Source organism: Brevibacterium sp. OS20, assembly GCF_056837565.1.
In genome coordinates this window covers 3,017,010-3,033,386 of the sequence record NZ_CM166367.1, presented here as the reverse complement: position 1 = coordinate 3,033,386, position 16,377 = coordinate 3,017,010, and the positions used below count along the sequence as shown (strand labels likewise).

Sequence of the window (16,377 nt, the reverse complement as noted above, 5' to 3'; positions counted from 1 at the left end):
GTTCCCATGACCGTCACCTACACCGCCGGCCCATTGACCACCCAGCTGTGGGACCGTGTCCGCCCCATCGTCAAGCAGATCGAAGAGCTGCCGTTCCTCGCCCAGCTCGCCGACGGCAGCCTCGATCCGAAGGCCTTCGTCAACTACATCTCGCAGGACAGCCTCTACCTGAACGGATACGCCAAGGCCATGTCGTTCCTGGCCGCGAAGACCGTCGACCGTGACGAATCCCGATTCTGGGCCGGATCCGCCGCTGAGGCGATCACCGTCGAAGAGGAGATGCACGGAGAGCTGCTCGCCGATGCCCGACTCGCCTCGGCGCTGGAAGAACTCACCGCGGAAGGCTCCCGTTTCAAGGCCTCCCCGACGACGCTGGGTTACGTGTCCTTCCTCGTCGCCACGGCCGCCAGCCGTTCCTACGGCGAAGGCGTCGCCTCAGTCCTGCCCTGCTTCTGGGTGTACGCGCATATGGGCAAGGTGCTTGTCGACCGGGCCGGGCAGATGGCCGACGACCACCCCTACCGCACCTGGGTGCAGACCTACGATTCACCAGACTTCGACGAATCGACCCGCCACGCCGTGCAGATCCTCGAACAGGAACTCGCTAAGGCCCCGAGCGAGGAAGCCGCCCGCATGCGCGCCGCCTTCGAGCAGGCCTGCGTCTTCGAACTCCACTTCTGGGCCTCGGCGCACGCCATGCAGAACTGGGACGTCTCCGTGTTCCTGCCCCAGGAAGTCACCGTCTGATTCCAGGGAGCATCGGATCCCCCTCGCCGAGGTGGCCCTGACCTTGAGTCGGTCACCTCGGTCGGCGGGCGGAAGCGTTCCCGCCTCAGGCGCGGGAGGCTCCATAAGGGTCATCCGGGTAATGAGTGAGCGGACCGAACGATCCGAGAGCATGCCAACCGCGGCGCAGAGTCGTCCACAGAAGCACGTGATCGACCTCGATGAGGGGCACTCGGTCGTGCTTCGGGCAGGCGAACCGACCGATGAAGAACACAACGGTCGCAAACATCACTGCGATCATGAACAGAATCAAAAGATCCATGGCGGCCCCCTCACATCCTGATACGAATGCCTCTCTTTCAGTCTCGCCCCAAAATACAGAGAAAGATAGGTCTATCCCACCTGGTGAGCGTGAAGGTGATCAAAATCAACTCGGGTGTGAGACGCCGTTCATGCAAAGGATGAGGCGAGGCTCTCGGCAGCGCTGATGACGGCTCGGGCGGCCGCTCGTCCCTGGTCGGGGGTGATCGAGGACGGGAAGGTGAAGCGCACACTCGTCTGCGCGACCTCGGGCGCGACCCCTAAGGCCGTGAGCACATGGGAGGGCTCATCGGAGCCGACCGCACAGGCGGAACCGCTCGAGGCCGTCACCCCGAGGCATTCGAGCTCGAGCAGCACTGCCTCGCCGGAGGTGTTCGAGAAGCAGAACGACGCATGATTCGGAGTCCGAGTCGCCCGGCCGTCAGGGCCGGCCGTGCCCGCCGCGCCCGTCAGAAACGACCCGGGGACATGGCTGAGCACTGTGGAGATGAACTCATCGCGGATGGCTCGGACACGATCGGCGGCCTCATGCCGATCCGCCTCGGCGAGTTCGAGTGCCGTGGCGAACGCAACGGCCAAAGCCACGTTCTCCGTGCCCGATCGTCGGCCCGACTCCTGCCCGCCGCCGTGGATGAGTGGTTCGACGGGGACGCGGGCGCGGATCGCGGCCACACCGATGCCCTTCGGCGCCCCGACCTTATGCCCGGCCAGACTGAGCGCATCGACGCCCAACCCGGTCAGCGGCAGCCACCCGGCCGCCTGCACGGCGTCAGTATGGAAGAGAGCACCGGCCTCATGGGCGATTCCGGCCAGGGTCGGAATGTCGGCAACGGTGCCGATCTCATTGTTCGCATATCCCACGCTCACGAGCACGGTGTCCGGGCGGATCGCCGCCGTGAGGGCTTCGGGGGTCACGGTCCCATCGGAGGTCGGGTCCACCTCGGTGACGGTGAATCCGTGGACGCGGGTCAGGAACTCCACCGAGGCGAGCACCGCTTCGTGTTCGATGGGAGAGGTGACGATATGTCGCCGAGGCGGCGCCGCGGTCCCGGCCCGACCCTCGGGCTGAGCCCGATCTTGGGTGTGCGATCGACCCTGGGTCTGAGCCCGATCCTGAGTCCGAGCGCCGAGGGCCATACCGATGATTGCGAGATTGTCCGCCTCGGTGCCGCCGCTGGTGAACGTGATGTCCGTGGCCCTCATTCCCAGCACCTTCGCCACGCGAGCACGGGCATCGGCGAGGGCTTCGGCGGGTCCGCGCCCGAATTCGTGGTGGCTCGACGGGTTGCCGAACGCCCCGGCCAGATACGGCCAAGCGGCTTCGAGGGCCTCCCTGCGCACGGGAGCCGCGGCCGCGGTGTCGAGGTAGAGGCGTCCGGTCATCTCAGGCCTCGAGGGAAAGGTCGAGACCGAGGTCGATCGCGCGGACACTGTGGGTCAGCGCGCCCGAGGAGATGACGTCGACGCCAGTGGCGGCGATCTCCGGGATCGTCTCCAGGGTGACGTTGCCGCTGGCTTCGACTACGGCGCGGCCGCCCACGAGTTCGACGCCTTCGCGCAGCTGAGCCGGGGTGAAGTTGTCGAGCATGATGATATCGGCGCCGCCGTCGAGCACTGCGGGCACCTGGTCGAGCCGGTCGACTTCGACCTCGATCATCGTCGTATGCGGCAGACGGGCGCGGGCGGTGCGGATCGCCTCGGCGACGCTGAGTCCGGCACCGGTGAGCACGGCGAGGTGATTGTCCTTGGCCATGACCGCGTCGGAGAGGCCGAAACGGTGGTTGTGTCCGCCGCCGCAGAAGACGGAGTGCTTCTCGAACGCGCGCAGCCCCGGAGTCGTCTTGCGGGTGTCGACGATGCGCGCCCGCCCGGCGGCGGCATCGACATAGGCGCGGGTCTGGGTGGCGATTCCGCTCATGCGCTGGCAGAAGTTCAACGCGATCCGTTCGGCCTGCAGCACCGCCCGAGCGGGACCGGCGACCGCGGCAAGCACCTGACCTGCGGTGAAAGCGTCTCCATCGGCGGCGGCGAGGTCGACCGTGACGCTCTGGTCGACGAGTGCGAAGGCACGGGCGAAGACTTCGATTCCGGCGAGCACTCCGTCTTCGCGGGCACGCAGTTCGGCCCTCGCCGAGGCGGCGGCAGGGATGAAGACTTCGCCGGTGATATCTCCCCAGGGAGCGTCTTCGCCAAGGGCTGTGCGCAGTGCGGAATCGATGGTTGAAGCGGTCAGCATGCGGTGGCCTCCTGAAGCACGGCGGTGGGCGAAGTGGCGGTGGACGGCGCGGTCGTCGACGGCGTGAGTGTCGTATCCGTGCGGGTATGCGCGCCGAGGCTGTGCTCCCGGGCCAGGGCATGCCGAGCCATATGTTCGGCGATGAGGGCGAGATTCGCGGTCTCGAGTGCGTCGGCGAGGGCCGCAGCCGGGGTGGTGGGGTGATCATCGGCGCTGTGGGCACGGTTGGCGGAGGTGCCGGAGTTGCGGGCCCCGTCGTTGCGGGCACCGTCACCGAGGCGGTCGAGCAGGGTCCGTAGGCCCGTGGCGGTGCGCACCACACCCAGATGAGCCCAGGTCAGGTCCTGCAGCTCGGTTCGTGTCAGTGCCGTCTGGTGCAATGAACAGGACTGGGGGAGTGGGAGTTCATGGTCTCTGTTGACCGGCAGTGCGTCGATCGCCGAGGCGGCGCGGGCGGCGAAGACTGCGCCCTCGAGCAGAGAGTTCGAGGCCAACCGATTGGCTCCGTGCACTCCGGTGCACGCGACCTCGCCGACGGCGAAGACTCCGTCGATGCTCGTGCGACCATCGCGATCCGTGGCCACCCCGCCCATGAAGTAGTGGGCGGCGGGAGTGACGGGGATGAGGTCCAGGGACAGATCGAGACCGTGAGCGGCGAGACCGGCTGTGATGCTCGGGAACTTCGCCTGCACATCCGGGACGGCCCGCGCATCGAGGTAGCACGGGCGTCCGTCCTGAGCCGCCTGGCGGCGGTGCAGGGCGAGTGCGACGACATCACGAGAGGCGAGCTCGGCGCGATCATCGATGTCAGTCATGAACCGGTGGCCGTGCTCGTCGAGGAGGAGAGCGCCGGCCCCGCGGACGGCCTCGGAGATGAGGAAACCGGGACCTGGAAGGGCGGTGGGGTGGAACTGGAAGAACTCGAGATCGGAGACCTTAGCACCGGCGCGAATGGCAGCGGCCAAACCGTCTCCGGTGGCAGCTGCCGGGTTCGTCGTGTGTGCGAAGAGCTGCCCGACACCGCCGGTGGCCAGCACGATCGCATCAGCAGCCAGGGCCGCGACGCGGCCTTCGCGGAGCACGGTGACTCCGGTGGCTGTGGCGACTCCGGTGGCTCGACCCTGTCGGCGCTCGTGGGCGTCGGTGGTGAGGATGTCGACGAGCATCGTGTCCTCGAGGAGGGTGATTCGCCCTGCGGCGACTTCGGTGCGCAGCTTCTGCGCCAGGGCGGTGCTGATCGCCCGACCTGTCGCATCACCTCCGGAATGGAAGATGCGCGGATAGGAATGCGCCCCTTCCATACCCCTGGCCCAGGCTCCGGTCGGATCGGTGTCGAAGTCCACCCCCGCCTCGGCGAGTGAGACGATCGCGCCCCCACCGGCTTCGCACAGGGAGCGCACGGCCTCCGGATCACAGTGCCCGGCGCCGGCCGCGAGCGTATCGGCGATATGAGAATCGACCGAGTCATCGGGTCCGATGACACCGGCGATGCCGCCCTGCGCCCACTCGGTGTTCGACTCGCCGAGGCGGCCCTTCGTCACGAGCGTGACCGTGTGGCGGCCGGACAGGTGCAGTGCCGCGGTCAGCCCCGCGATCCCGGAGCCTGCGACGATGACGCGGCTCATCAGATCCGCGGCTTCGCGGCGAGCATCCGCTCCAGGGACACACGGGCAGGTTCGGCCACCTCGGCGTCGACGAAGATCTGATTGACGACCTGTCCGTCGATGAGCGATTCGAGGACCCAGGCGATATAGCCGGGGTGGATGCGGTACATCGTCGAGCACGGGCAGATGACGGGGTCGAGGCAGAAGATCTCGTGCTGAGGGTGTTCGGCGGCCAGCCGCTGGACCAGGTTGATCTCGGTGCCGATGGCGAACGTCGTCGGTTCGGTCGCCTGTTCGATGGCCTTCGTGATGTACGCGGTCGATCCGGCCTCATCGGCGGCCTCGACGGTCTCACGCGGGCATTCGGGGTGAACGATCACGCGCACGTCCGGGTGCTCAGTGCGGGCCTTGTCGATCTGGGCGGGGGTGAAGCGTTTGTGCACGGAGCAGAATCCCTGCCACAAGATGACCCGAGCCTCACGCAGCGTCTGCTCGTCGTTGTTGCCCATTGGCCTGGCGGGGTTCCACAGCGGCATCTCGTCCAGACCGATGCCCATGTTCACCGCGGTGTTGCGGCCCAGGTGCTGATCGGGGAAGAACAGGACCCGCTGCCCGCGTTCGAACGCCCATTCCAGAACCACCTCGGCGTTCGACGAGGTGCACACGATTCCGCCGTTGCGGCCGCAGAAGCCCTTGATCGCGGCCGAGGAGTTCATGTAGGTGACGGGGATGACCGGGACGCGACCGTCGGCATCGGCTTCGGTGCCGAAGACCTCGGCGAGCTGCTCCCAGCAGTCCTCGACCTGGTCGATGCTGGCCATATCGGCCATCGAACAGCCTGCGGCGAGGTTGGGCAGGATGACCGACTGCTCCGGCTTCGACAGCAGGTCGGCGGTCTCGGCCATGAAGTGGACGCCGCAGAAGACGATGGCCTTGGCCTCCGGATGGTTCTGGGCGGCCTGGGCGAGCATGAACGAGTCGCCGATGTAGTCGGCGTGTTCGACGACTTCGACTCGCTGGTAGTGGTGGCCGAGCATGACGACACGATCGCCGAGGGCGGCCTTGGCGCCGCGGATGCGGGCATCGAGCTCCTCAGGCGCGGCCTGCTTGTACTCCTCGGGGATATCGCCCTGACGTGGGGCGGCGACCGGAATCGGGTCGGCCATCGAGGAACCGGGACCGTAGCCGGGACGTTCGTCGACATCCCACGGGGCATCGAGCAGGTCCGTCGAGCACATTTCGTCGTTCGCTCCCGAGGCAGAGATGTCCTTGAGGGTGAGTTCGATCGAAGCTGTTGTGGTCATCATCGTCCTTCGCTCGGTGGGCGGGACCCGTGCCTGAAGTGCCTCGCACGTGGTGAGAGCCGCCCGAAATCTTTTGCGCAATTGTGCGTTTATTTCTTTGCGCAGATTTGAGCTTAATCCTGTCGGCGGGCAATGTACAACTCGCCGGCGATGGCTCTGAGCCGGGGGATGCAATAGGCTGTGGTCTGGCTCGCAATCCGAGTCGATGCGCACTGCGGTGGGCGCCCCCGTGAGAGTCGCCGAGGCTTCGGACCGAAGCGTCGGTCTCGCCCCGCCCGCGCCGGCACCGACGACATCGCATATCTGAAGGATTCTCATGCCCGAAGCGGCACACTCGAACCAGTTCACCTCCCCCTCCGCCACCGGCATCGCGGGCAACGCTGCTGCCGGTGACAATGCCCCGGCCGGCCTCGGCGCCCCGGCCAGCCCCGACGCGACGGCAGGGGCCGCCTCGGCGGAACAACCAGCCCCGTACGGCGGTCCGGTGTCCGCACCGGCAGCGCCGCCTCGGCGAATCCGGACCCTCGATCTCATCAAGGCCAAGGCCGAAGGCCGGCGGTGGGCGATGCTGACCAGCTACGACCAGTACACGGCGGCCCTGTTCGAGCAGGCCGGTGTCGAGGCCCTGCTCATCGGCGATTCGGCGGCGAACAATGTCTATGGCCACACGACGACCCTGCCGGTCACCGTCGACGAACTCATCCCGCTGGCCAGAGCAGTCGCCTCGGCGACGAGCCGGGCGCTCATCGTCGCCGACCTTACATTCGGCAGCTACGAGATCTCCGATGAACAGGCCGTGGCCACGGCCGTGCGATTCATGAAGGAAGCCGGAGTCCACGCGGTCAAACTCGAGGGCGGGGCGCGGATGGCCTCGCGGATCAAGGCGATCACGACGGCGGGGATCCCGGTCATGGCGCACATCGGCTTCACCCCGCAGGCCGAGCACAACCTCGGCGGCTACAAGGTCCAGGGCCGCGGCGACGCAGGCAGCGCCCTGCTCGACGATGCCCGCGCCGTGGCCGAAGCCGGAGCCTTCTCCGTGGTCATGGAGATGGTGCCCTCCGGGCTGGCCGGCCAGGTCACATCCGAACTGACGATCCCCACCGTCGGGATCGGCGCCGGTGCGGACTGCGACGCCCAGGTCCTCGTATGGCAGGACATGGCGGGCCTGCGTACGGGGAAGGCCCCGCGCTTCGTCAAGCGCTACGCAGACCTGCATTCCGTGCTCACCGAGGCGGTCGGCACCTATGTCGACGAAGTGAAGTCCGGGGTCTTCCCCGAGCCCGAGAGGAGCTTCGACTGATGGAGGTCGGCGGCATCCAGGCACTGCGCCGGTGGCGGGCCGAGCAGTCGGGCCGCATCGGTCTCGTCCCGACGATGGGCGCCCTGCACTCCGGGCATCAGGCACTCATGACACGTGCACGCGCAGAGTCCGAACTCGTCGTGGCCTCGATCTTCGTCAATCCGCTTCAATTCGGTGCCGACGAGGACTTCGTCCAGTACCCGAGGCCGATCGAAGAGGATCTGAGGAAGTGCGAAGAGGCCGGAGTCGACTTCGTCTTCGCCCCGGCGCTGGCCGAGATGTACCCGTCCGCACCCGAAGTGCGGGTCGTCGCCGGGCGCATGGGGGCCGTGTTCGAAGGCGCGGCCAGGCCCGGGCACTTCGACGGCGTGCTCACCGTCGTGGTGAAGCTCTTCACCCTCATCGCCCCCGACGTCACGGTATTCGGGCTCAAGGACATCCAACAGTTCGTCCTGGTCAAACGCATGATCGCCGACCTCAACTTCGATATCGAACTCATCGGCCTACCCGTCGTCCGGGACGCCGACGGGCTGGCCATGTCGAGCCGCAACTCCTACCTGGCGCCGGACGACCGTGCCCGTGCTCTGGCGATTCCACGGGCTCTCACCGCCGCCTCCGAGGTGGCCGAGCGAGGCCGTGGGGCGGCGGAGTCCGGCATCGGTGGCGATTCTGGCTCTGGGGCCGGCACCAGTGGTGTTTCTGCTGGCTTGCCCGCTGCCGTCGAGGCGGCCGCGCTCGCCGAGCTGGAGCCGGCTGCTGAACGTGGGGATCTCGAGATCGTCTACTGCAGTCTCGTCGAGGCCGCGACCCTGCGGCCGTGCCCACCGGCCTTCACGGGACCGGCTCTGCTGCTCGTCTCCGCGACGGTCGGTGGGACTCACCTCATCGACAATCTGCCGCTGGAATTCTGACGCGATATGCAATTGTGATGAGTTTGTGAAGATTCTGTTGAGCGATCGACATATGCATATGTAACCGACCGAGATCCATCGACAACTGTGGTTTCAATTAACGGCTATCAGTCGCTGGACCCTTGTTCTCAGTGTTCGCTGAGAATAGACTCAAAATCAGCAAGAGAAAATGAAACTTGCCGGTTCGCTGAGTTCGAAGGAGATAAGCGACATGCAAGATCTGGATATCTGGTCGGTCCTGACGAAAGTCGGACTGGCAATCGTCATTCTCATTGTCACCTGGATTCTCGCCGCCATCGTCAAATGGGCGATCGGAAAACTCGTCACCAAGGTTCCCGCACTTCAACGCGACGGAAGTAATGGTCAGCAGATCGGAAAGTCGGTCGGGCAGATCGCCGGTCTCGTCATCTGGCTGCTCGGACTCATCGCCGTGCTCCAGCTGTTCAACCTCGATCAGGTGCTGACTCCGCTGCAGGGCCTGCTCGATGGAATCTTCGGATTCCTGCCCAATATCATCGGCGCGGGATTCATCTTCTTCATCGGCTATGTCTTCGCGAAGATCGCCAAACAGCTCGTCCAGACCGCCCTCAACGCTGTGGATCTGACGAAGCTGACGTCGAAGTTCCGCTCGCTCGGCGACAAAGCCACCGGAGTGGCCGAGGGTGCCGGAAATGCTCAACCGCATCCCGACGCCACTCAGCAGTACGCCGCACAGGGTCAGCAGGGCATGCCGCCGCAGGGGCAGCAGGGTATGCCGCCGCAGGGCGGACACCCCGGTCATGCACCGAACCCGAACGCGGAGGCGAACGCGAAGATCTCGAACCTCATCGGCAACTTGGTGTTCGGAATCATCATCATCGTCGTTGCGATCTCGGCGCTGCAGGTCCTCGGCATCAAGGCGATCTCGGAGCCTGCCCAGCAGATGCTCCAGATCTTCCTCAACGCGATCCCGCTCATCATCGCCGCCGGCATCCTGCTGGCCATCGGCTTCGTCATCGCCAAGTTCCTCGGCAATCTGCTCGAACAGATCCTCCAGGGCATCGGCACCGACAAAGCCATCAACGAGATCGGGATCGTGCCCGAAGGCACCAGCGCCTCCAACGTGATCACCCGCCTCGTGCAGGCGGCGATCATGATCTTCTTCGCGATCATGGCCGCCCGGATGCTCGGATTCCCCGAGATCACGAACATCCTCAACGAGATCCTCGACCTCGGCGGCAGCGTGCTCTTCGGCGCTGCGATCATCGCCGCAGGATTCCTCATCGCCGCGATCATCGGCAAGTTCATCACGAACAACCTCGCCAGCAAGGTGCTGCGCTACTCGGCGATCGCCCTGTTCATCGCCATGGGCCTGCGCTACATGGGCCTGGCCGATTCGATCATCAACCTCGCCTTCGGAGCCGTCGTCATCGGCGGTGCCGCAGCGGCCGCTCTGGCCTTCGGCCTCGGCGGACGTGAGGCGGCCGCGAAGATGCTCGACAAGGTCGACCTCGCCGAGGCGGCCGTAAATTCGAACCCGGACGTCGTGGACAGCGGCGCACCGGGGACCGGAACGCGCACTGACGGAGGTGGCAGCGGGAACGGGGGAGCCTCCTCGGCGAATGAGAGCTGAGTGAGGGTCTGCCCACCGAACCGAAAGGGGCGGGGCACCGAGGATCGGCCTCGGTGCACCGCCCGTATCTTGTTTTCCGGGCAACCGCGGCTCAGACGGGGATCGCGATGACGGCGATGCCGATGATGAGCAGGATGAGCGTGGAGGCGGCTTCGATGAAGAAGTCGGCGCTGCGGTGGGCCATTGCCGACGCTGCGAGGCTGGCCAGGCATGCGAGGACGAGCTGGTACGACAGAAGCACGCCGAGGATCAGCGCGACGAGCACGGTGTAGTCGATGCCGGTCGGGGAGGCGGGGACGAGGGTCGGCAGGATCGCGAGGAAGAACAGGCCGACCTTCGGGTTGGACAGCGACGAGATGATGCCGCGGCGATAGGACACGAACGAGCGCAAGTGGCCCCACGAGCTCGACTCCATGACGTGGGCGATCTCGGTCACGGGCCCGTCGGGGGAGTCGGGGCCGGTCGATGGGGTGGGGGTGGCGTTCGCAGTGGGGCGGTCGGTCGCCTCGGCGGCCTTCAGATCCCGGCGCAGGCGAAGCGCCTGCCGACCGGCGAGGATGCCGAGGAGGCACAGATAGAGGCCGCCGCCGATCTTGAGCACTTGGACTGCAGCCGGATAGACGGTCAGCAGTGCGGAGACGCCGGTGAGTGCGAGGATCATCCAGATCACGGTGCCCGTGGCCGTGCCGAGCGCATAGACGAGTCCGGCTTTGCGGCGCAGCGAGGACAGTCGGATCGTCAGGATCGTCTCGGGGCCGGGCGTCACGGCAAGCGCGGCCGCAGCTCCGGTGATGGTGAGGATCTCGGGTCCGGTCACGGCACTCCTTCGGGGGTGATGGGAACGATCAGCGGGGATGGTGCACGGGGGTGTCGGGGCGTCGTCCGATGGCATCGGGGACGAATACCATTCTGCCGGAATCGATCAATCGGGAAAAGCAATTGATTATAAATGATCATCAGGCAGTGCCTAATGATTTATCCGGCGCTCAGCGGCTACTCTTGGAGGCATGTGGGATCTCAATCGTCTGCGGGTCTGGCGGGCCGTCGCGGCCACCGGTTCCGTGGTCGCCGCGGCGAAGAACCTCAACTACACGCCGGCGACCGTCAGTCAGCACATCACCACCCTGCAGAAGGCCGTCGGGGCGCCCCTCTACCGACGGTCGGGGCGCGGCATCGAGATCACCGAGCTCGGCCGGCGTCTGGCCGATGATTCGGCGGAGGTCTTCACTGCGGTCGGCCGCCTCGACGATCTGGTCGAAGGCTTCCGCAGCGTCAGCAGGCCCCGGCTGCGGATCGCGGCGTTCACTTCGTTCAATGCGCGCCTGCTGCCGGGCATCATCGATGCTGTGGCCCTGGATCATCCGGATCTGCGTTTCGACATTCAGCTCAACGAGCCGGCGAAGAACCGGCGCGGGCACTGCCTCATCGAGATCCGCGCCGAGGCTCCGCAGGACGGGGAGAATCATCTGCCGGAGATGACGCGCATCCCGCTCTTCGACGACGACTATCGGGTCGTCGTCCCCGAGGGGCACCGGTTCGCAGACCATGAGTCCGTGCCATTCATCGACCTCGAGGACGAGCACTGGGTCGACTACGACATGTGGGCCGGACCCTCGAGCAAGGTCGTCGACCATGCGTGTGCCGCAGCCGGATTCGAGCGCAGAAGCTTCGCCGCCTGCGAGGACGACTTCGCGGCATTGGCCCTCGTCGCCTCAAACATGGGCATCACGGTCCTTCCGCGGCTCTCGACTCTGCAGCTGCCGCCCGGCCTCGTCGCCGTCGACCTCACCGACCCCGTCCCACAGCGCCGGGTCGTCATGCACATCCGCGACAAAGACGCGCACTTACCCCACGTCCGCGCCTTCGCCACCGCCACGGAAGAGGCAGTAGCAACCCACCTCGCCACCCCCTAATTGCTACCCGACGGCGGCCCAGCAACCTGGCGCCAGGTTGCTGGGCCGCCGTCGGGTAGTCCTGGGAGGGGAGATGCGCTGTTCCTCATAATGGGCTGAGACGTTGCGCCAAGGGTGGTGGGATAGGCTGTTGGGGTGAGTTCTGAAATCGAAATCGGCAGAGGCAAGCGCGGCCGTCGCGCCTATTCGCTCGACGACATCGCCATCGTCCCCGCTCGGCGCACCCGTGACCCCGAAGACGTGTCCCTGAACTGGCAGATCGACGCCTACCAGTTCGAGCTGCCCTTCATCGGCGCCCCCATGGACTCGGCCATGTCCCCGGAGACCGTCATCGCGCTCGGCCGATTCGGCGGACTCGGCGTTCTCGACCTCGAAGGTCTGTGGACCCGGTACGAGGACCCCACCCCGCAGCTGGCTGAAATCGCCCAGCTGCCGGCCGAGATGGCGACCTCCCGGATGCAGGAGCTCTACTCCGCACCCATCCAAGCCGAACTCATCACCGCTCGCCTCGAGCAGATCCGCGAAGCCGGAGTCACCGTCGCCGGTGCTCTGACCCCGCAGCGGACCCAGGAGTTCTACAAGACGGTCGTCGACGCCGGAGTCGACATCTTCGTCATCCGCGGCACCACGGTCTCGGCCGAGCACGTCTCGACCCACACCGAACCGCTCAACCTCAAGCAGTTCATCTACGAACTCGATGTGCCCGTCATCGTCGGCGGAGCCGCCACCTACACCGCGGCCCTGCATCTCATGCGCACCGGTGCCGCCGGCGTCCTCGTCGGCTTCGGCGGGGGAGCGGCGGCCACGACCCGCAAGACCCTGGGCATCCACGCCCCGATGGCCACGGCCGTCGCCGACGTCCACGCCGCCCGGCGGGACTATATGGACGAATCCGGCGGCCGCTACGTCCATGTCATCGCCGATGGCGGACTCGGCACCAGCGGCGACATCGTCAAGGCCTTCGGGGTCGGCGCCGATGCCGTCATGCTCGGCACCGCCCTGGCCCGGTCGACCGAAGCACCCGGCCGCGGAATGCACTGGGGCGCCGAAGCTCATCACCCGGATCTGCCACGCGGACACCGTGTGGAACTCGGCACCGTCGGCAGCCTCGAGCAGGTGCTCTTCGGCCCCGGCCGCACCGCGATCGGCGAACTCAACCTCGCCGGCGCCCTGCGTCGGGCACTGGCGACCACGGGTTACCTCGATCTCAAGGAATTCCAGCGCGTCGACGTCACCGTCTCGCCCTACCAGACTGGTTCGGTGGTCTGAACTGTTCCGCCTGGCACTGACTCCCAAATGGCTGGGGTCCCTGCTCCTCGTCCTGGTGCTCGTCACCTGCTTCGTCGGACTCTCCGCGTGGCAGGTCGACCGGGCCCAGCACAAGAACGACGTCGCCGCGTCCTCCGGAGTCGATGAGCTCAAGGACTTCAACGACGTCATGGATGCCCAGGCTCCGATGCCCGGCATCCTCGCCGACCAGCGGGTCAGCCTGTCAGGACACTGGATCCCCGATGCTCAGATCGTCGTTCCCGGACGCGTCCAGGACGGCGATACCGGGTATTGGGTCGTCACGATGTTCGCCCCGGACGGCGGTCACCTCGGTGAAGGCGTCGAGGCCGCGAGCGCCGACGAGAAGACGATCGCGATCCCCGTCGTCCGCGGTTTCACCACCGACGAGGACACGGCGATGACGTCTGAGGTCAGGGACGGCCAGGTCGAGCTGACCGCGCGCATCGGACCCATCGAAGGCCCCGTCGAGGGCAACGATCTGCCCGAGGGCCAGGTGCACACGGTCTCGACCTCGCAGATCGTCAACCTGTTCCCCGACCTGCTCACTTACTCCGGATTCCTCATCCCGGAGAAGGCCACCGGTGCCGCCGCCTCGGTGGGCACCGACGGTCTCGCACAGGTTCCGACTACGACGACACGCGACGAGGGCGGATTCGATCTGCAGTCGGCGGTCTACGCTCTCGAATGGATCATCTTCGCGGCCATGGCCCTCTACATGTGGTTCCAGTTGCTGCGCGATGATTACCTCCGGCGCCGCCTCGGCGAGGATTCCCATGATTCGGAGAAGAGCGTCGAGTATGTTGTCGTCAAACCCGCGGGCGACGCGACCATCGACCCCGAGGTGATGTCCGGACTCACCGGACTGCCGGCCCATCGCCACGGAGGCGCCAAGCCCGGCAGGAAACGAAGCAAGAACGCCGATGCCCGAAACACTGACACCCGCACGACCGGAGGAAACTGAGCGTGAGCGAAGAACACGAGTCCTTGGACTCCCGCCCCGACTTCGACGAGAACAACGTGTGGAGCGTCAAACGCTTCACCTCGGCCCGCAATGCGCTGAAGTTCTACCGCGTGATGGCGCTCATCACCGGTACGATGCTGCTCATCCTCACGGTCGAGATGATCTACAAGTACCTCATCGCCGCGGACGCCGAGACGGCCCTGAACTTCGGCGGCTTCAACCTCGCCGCAGCCATCGCGATCTGCCACGGCTGGTGCTACGTGGTCTACCTCATCGGCTGCTTCTGGCTCAACCAGCAGATGCGCTGGACGCTCGGCCGCTACCTCATCCTCGCCCTGGCCGGAGTCGTGCCCGTGATGTCGTTCATCCTCGAGCGCCGCATCCACCGTCAGGTCGACGCCGAGCTCGAAGCCGCCGTCGTCGTCGCCCCCAAGTCCTAAGAGGGACCCTACCCCCGCCGAGGCGGCCCGCCGACCCGCGGTCATCCGCGGCGGCGAAACCGGCCCGGCCCACCTTCGCCGAGGCGGCCCGCCGTTACGTGCGCATCCGCCCTTCGAGGGGAGCGCGACCCGAATTCGGGCGTCTGGTCGCCGACGCTTAGAATTGGATCATGACGCAATCTCAGAGCACGCAGGTGCCCCCCGTCCTCGTCGTCGATTTCGGCGCCCAGTACGCCCAGCTCATCGCGCGCCGCATCCGCGAAGCCGGCCTGTACTCGGAGATCATCGCCCACGACGCCCCGGCGTCCGAATTCGCCGCGAAGAACCCCGTGGCCATCGTGCTCTCCGGCGGACCCTCGAGCGTCAACGACGCCGGCGCCCCGAGCTTCGACACGTCCGTGTTCGACCTCGGAGTGCCCACGATGGGCATCTGCTACGGCTTCCAGCTCATGTCGACCGCACTCGGCGGGCGCGTGGCCAAGACCGACAAGCGCGAATACGGATCGACCCCGGTCTCCGTGTCCCAGACCGGCTCGCTGCTCGCCGAGACCCCTGAGAACTACAAGGTCTGGATGTCCCACGGGGACTCCGTCGCCGAGGCGCCCGACGGCTTCGACGTCCTCGCCTCCACCCCGGACACCCCCGTCGCGGCCTTCGAATGCGCGGCGAAGAGGTTCGCCGGCGTGCAGTGGCACCCCGAGGTCCTCCACTCGGAGAACGGGCAGAAGATCCTCGAGAACTTCCTGTTCAACGTCGCCGGCCTCACCGCCGACTGGACGAACGAATCCGTCATCGACGAGCAGGTCGAACTCATCCGCGCCCGCGTCGGCAACAAGAAGGTCATCTGCGGTCTGTCCGGCGGAGTCGACTCCTCCGTGGCCGCAGCTCTCGTCCACAAGGCCATCGGCGACCAGCTCACCTGCGTGTTCGTCGATCATGGGCTGCTGCGTCAGGACGAACGCGTCCAGGTCGAGAAGGACTACGTCGATTCGATCGGCGTCCGCCTGGTCACTGTCGATGCGCGTGAGCAGTTCCTGTCCCAGCTCGCCGGGGTCACCGACCCGGAGGAGAAGCGCAAGATCATCGGCCGCGAGTTCATCCGCACCTTCGAGACTGCTGCCGCCGACCTCGTGCTCGAGGCTCAGGAAGGCGAGGGCGAAGAGATCGCGTTCCTCGTCCAGGGCACCCTCTACCCGGACGTCGTCGAATCCGGCGGCGGATCGGGCACCGCGAACATCAAGAGCCACCACAACGTCGGCGGCCTGCCCGATGACATCCAGTTCCAGCTCATCGAACCTCTGCGCGCCCTGTTCAAGGACGAGGTCCGCGCCATCGGCCGCGAACTCGGCGTGCCCGAGGTCATCGTCTCCCGCCAGCCGTTTCCCGGACCGGGGCTCGGCATCCGCATCATCGGCGAAGTCACCGAGGAGCGCCTGAACATCCTGCGCAAGGCCGATGCGATCGCCCGCGCAGAGCTGACGAAGGCCGGCCTCGACGGAGAGATCTGGCAGTGCCCGGTCGTGCTCCTGGCCGATGTCCGCTCCGTCGGCGTCCAGGGCGACGGCCGCACCTACGGCCACCCCGTCGTGCTGCGCCCGGTCTCGAGCGAGGACGCGATGACCGCCGACTGGACGCGCATCCCCTACGATGTGCTGTCCGTGATCTCCAACCGCATCACCAACGAGGTCGACGACATCAACCGCGTCGTCCTCGACGTCACCTCGAAGCCTCCGGGCACGATCGAATGGGAGTGATC

The 16,377-nt window shown here is 66.4% G+C and carries 15 protein-coding genes; 9 read left to right on the top strand and 6 right to left on the bottom strand.

What is annotated here, in order from left to right; translation table 11 throughout:
• Positions 1–6: 6 nt before the first annotated feature.
• The gene (locus ACVZTU_RS13600) at positions 7–747 is read left to right on the top strand and encodes a TenA family protein (protein ID WP_434591006.1); all 741 of its coding nucleotides are present in this window, start codon (positions 7–9) and stop codon (positions 745–747) included.
• Between the two features lie 85 nt (positions 748–832).
• Here the strand turns inward: ACVZTU_RS13600 and ACVZTU_RS13595 are convergent, their stop codons facing one another.
• The 5 genes from ACVZTU_RS13595 to nadA all read right to left on the bottom strand — a co-directional run bounded on the left by ACVZTU_RS13595 (position 833) and on the right by nadA (position 6,191).
• Positions 833–1,048 carry a hypothetical protein gene (locus ACVZTU_RS13595; RefSeq protein WP_139468407.1) on the bottom strand — a complete coding sequence of 72 codons (216 nt, stop codon included), beginning with the start codon at positions 1,046–1,048 and terminating at the stop codon, positions 833–835.
• Between the two features lie 128 nt (positions 1,049–1,176).
• On the bottom strand, positions 1,177–2,430 hold the full coding sequence (locus ACVZTU_RS13590) for a cysteine desulfurase family protein (RefSeq protein ID WP_482400585.1): 1,254 nt from the start codon (positions 2,428–2,430) through the stop codon (positions 1,177–1,179).
• Between the two features lies 1 nt (position 2,431).
• Positions 2,432–3,283 (bottom strand): carboxylating nicotinate-nucleotide diphosphorylase, encoded by an 852-nt coding sequence (gene nadC, locus ACVZTU_RS13585; protein ID WP_482400584.1) that lies wholly within the window; start codon positions 3,281–3,283, stop codon positions 2,432–2,434.
• Entirely contained in the window at positions 3,277–4,908 is a 1,632-nt protein-coding gene (gene nadB, locus ACVZTU_RS13580) for an L-aspartate oxidase (RefSeq protein ID WP_482400583.1), read from the bottom strand. Before nadB ends, nadC begins: the two co-directional genes overlap by 7 nt.
• Positions 4,908–6,191, bottom strand: coding sequence for a quinolinate synthase NadA (gene nadA, locus ACVZTU_RS13575; RefSeq protein WP_482400582.1), 1,284 nt, complete (start codon positions 6,189–6,191; stop codon positions 4,908–4,910). Before nadA ends, nadB begins: the two co-directional genes overlap by 1 nt.
• A gap of 316 nt (positions 6,192–6,507) precedes the next feature.
• On the opposite strand from nadA, the gene panB reads away from it, so the two are divergent.
• The 3 genes from panB to ACVZTU_RS13560 all read left to right on the top strand — a co-directional run bounded on the left by panB (position 6,508) and on the right by ACVZTU_RS13560 (position 10,017).
• Entirely contained in the window at positions 6,508–7,494 is a 987-nt protein-coding gene (panB, locus tag ACVZTU_RS13570; RefSeq protein ID WP_482400581.1) for a 3-methyl-2-oxobutanoate hydroxymethyltransferase, read from the top strand.
• The gene (gene panC / locus ACVZTU_RS13565; protein WP_482400580.1) at positions 7,494–8,405 is read left to right on the top strand and encodes a pantoate--beta-alanine ligase; all 912 of its coding nucleotides are present in this window, start codon (positions 7,494–7,496) and stop codon (positions 8,403–8,405) included. Before panB ends, panC begins: the two co-directional genes overlap by 1 nt.
• 211 nt (positions 8,406–8,616) lie before the next feature.
• Positions 8,617–10,017 (top strand): mechanosensitive ion channel, encoded by a 1,401-nt coding sequence (locus ACVZTU_RS13560; RefSeq protein ID WP_482400579.1) that lies wholly within the window; start codon positions 8,617–8,619, stop codon positions 10,015–10,017.
• Between the two features lie 91 nt (positions 10,018–10,108).
• On the opposite strand, the gene ACVZTU_RS13555 is transcribed toward ACVZTU_RS13560, so the two are convergent.
• The gene (locus ACVZTU_RS13555; protein WP_482400578.1) at positions 10,109–10,834 is read right to left on the bottom strand and encodes a LysE family translocator; all 726 of its coding nucleotides are present in this window, start codon (positions 10,832–10,834) and stop codon (positions 10,109–10,111) included.
• A 190-nt stretch (positions 10,835–11,024) separates the two neighbouring features.
• On the opposite strand from ACVZTU_RS13555, the gene ACVZTU_RS13550 reads away from it, so the two are divergent.
• The 5 genes from ACVZTU_RS13550 (at position 11,025) to guaA (ending at position 16,375) form a co-directional block, all read left to right on the top strand.
• Positions 11,025–11,930, top strand: coding sequence for a LysR family transcriptional regulator (locus ACVZTU_RS13550; RefSeq protein WP_482400577.1), 906 nt, complete (start codon positions 11,025–11,027; stop codon positions 11,928–11,930).
• Positions 11,931–12,065: 135 nt separating this feature from the next.
• A complete protein-coding gene (locus ACVZTU_RS13545; RefSeq protein ID WP_139468415.1) occupies positions 12,066–13,199 on the top strand; it encodes a GuaB3 family IMP dehydrogenase-related protein in 1,134 nt (377 codons plus the stop codon).
• Between the two features lie 55 nt (positions 13,200–13,254).
• Positions 13,255–14,181, top strand: a complete 927-nt coding sequence (locus ACVZTU_RS13540; RefSeq protein ID WP_482400576.1) for an SURF1 family protein — start codon at positions 13,255–13,257, stop codon at positions 14,179–14,181.
• A 2-nt stretch (positions 14,182–14,183) separates the two neighbouring features.
• A complete protein-coding gene (locus ACVZTU_RS13535) occupies positions 14,184–14,621 on the top strand; it encodes a DUF3817 domain-containing protein (RefSeq protein WP_139468416.1) in 438 nt (145 codons plus the stop codon).
• 170 nt (positions 14,622–14,791) lie between these two features.
• The gene (gene guaA, locus ACVZTU_RS13530) at positions 14,792–16,375 is read left to right on the top strand and encodes a glutamine-hydrolyzing GMP synthase (RefSeq protein ID WP_139908708.1); all 1,584 of its coding nucleotides are present in this window, start codon (positions 14,792–14,794) and stop codon (positions 16,373–16,375) included.
• Positions 16,376–16,377 lie beyond the last annotated feature (2 nt).

Bases quoted from the DNA above. Each gene is read 5' to 3' on its own strand.
- ACVZTU_RS13600 (WP_434591006.1), top strand. From the start codon at position 7: ATGACCGTCACCTACACCGCCGGCCCATTGACCACCCAGCTGTGGGAC.
- ACVZTU_RS13595 (WP_139468407.1), bottom strand. From the start codon at position 1,048: ATGGATCTTTTGATTCTGTTCATGATCGCAGTGATGTTTGCGACCGTT.
- ACVZTU_RS13590 (WP_482400585.1), bottom strand. From the start codon at position 2,430: ATGACCGGACGCCTCTACCTCGACACCGCGGCCGCGGCTCCCGTGCGC.
- nadC (WP_482400584.1), bottom strand. From the start codon at position 3,283: ATGCTGACCGCTTCAACCATCGATTCCGCACTGCGCACAGCCCTTGGC.
- nadB (WP_482400583.1), bottom strand. From the start codon at position 4,908: ATGAGCCGCGTCATCGTCGCAGGCTCCGGGATCGCGGGGCTGACCGCG.
- nadA (WP_482400582.1), bottom strand. From the start codon at position 6,191: ATGACCACAACAGCTTCGATCGAACTCACCCTCAAGGACATCTCTGCC.
- panB (WP_482400581.1), top strand. From the start codon at position 6,508: ATGCCCGAAGCGGCACACTCGAACCAGTTCACCTCCCCCTCCGCCACC.
- panC (WP_482400580.1), top strand. From the start codon at position 7,494: ATGGAGGTCGGCGGCATCCAGGCACTGCGCCGGTGGCGGGCCGAGCAG.
- ACVZTU_RS13560 (WP_482400579.1), top strand. From the start codon at position 8,617: ATGCAAGATCTGGATATCTGGTCGGTCCTGACGAAAGTCGGACTGGCA.
- ACVZTU_RS13550 (WP_482400577.1), top strand. From the start codon at position 11,025: ATGTGGGATCTCAATCGTCTGCGGGTCTGGCGGGCCGTCGCGGCCACC.
- guaA (WP_139908708.1), top strand. From the start codon at position 14,792: ATGACGCAATCTCAGAGCACGCAGGTGCCCCCCGTCCTCGTCGTCGAT.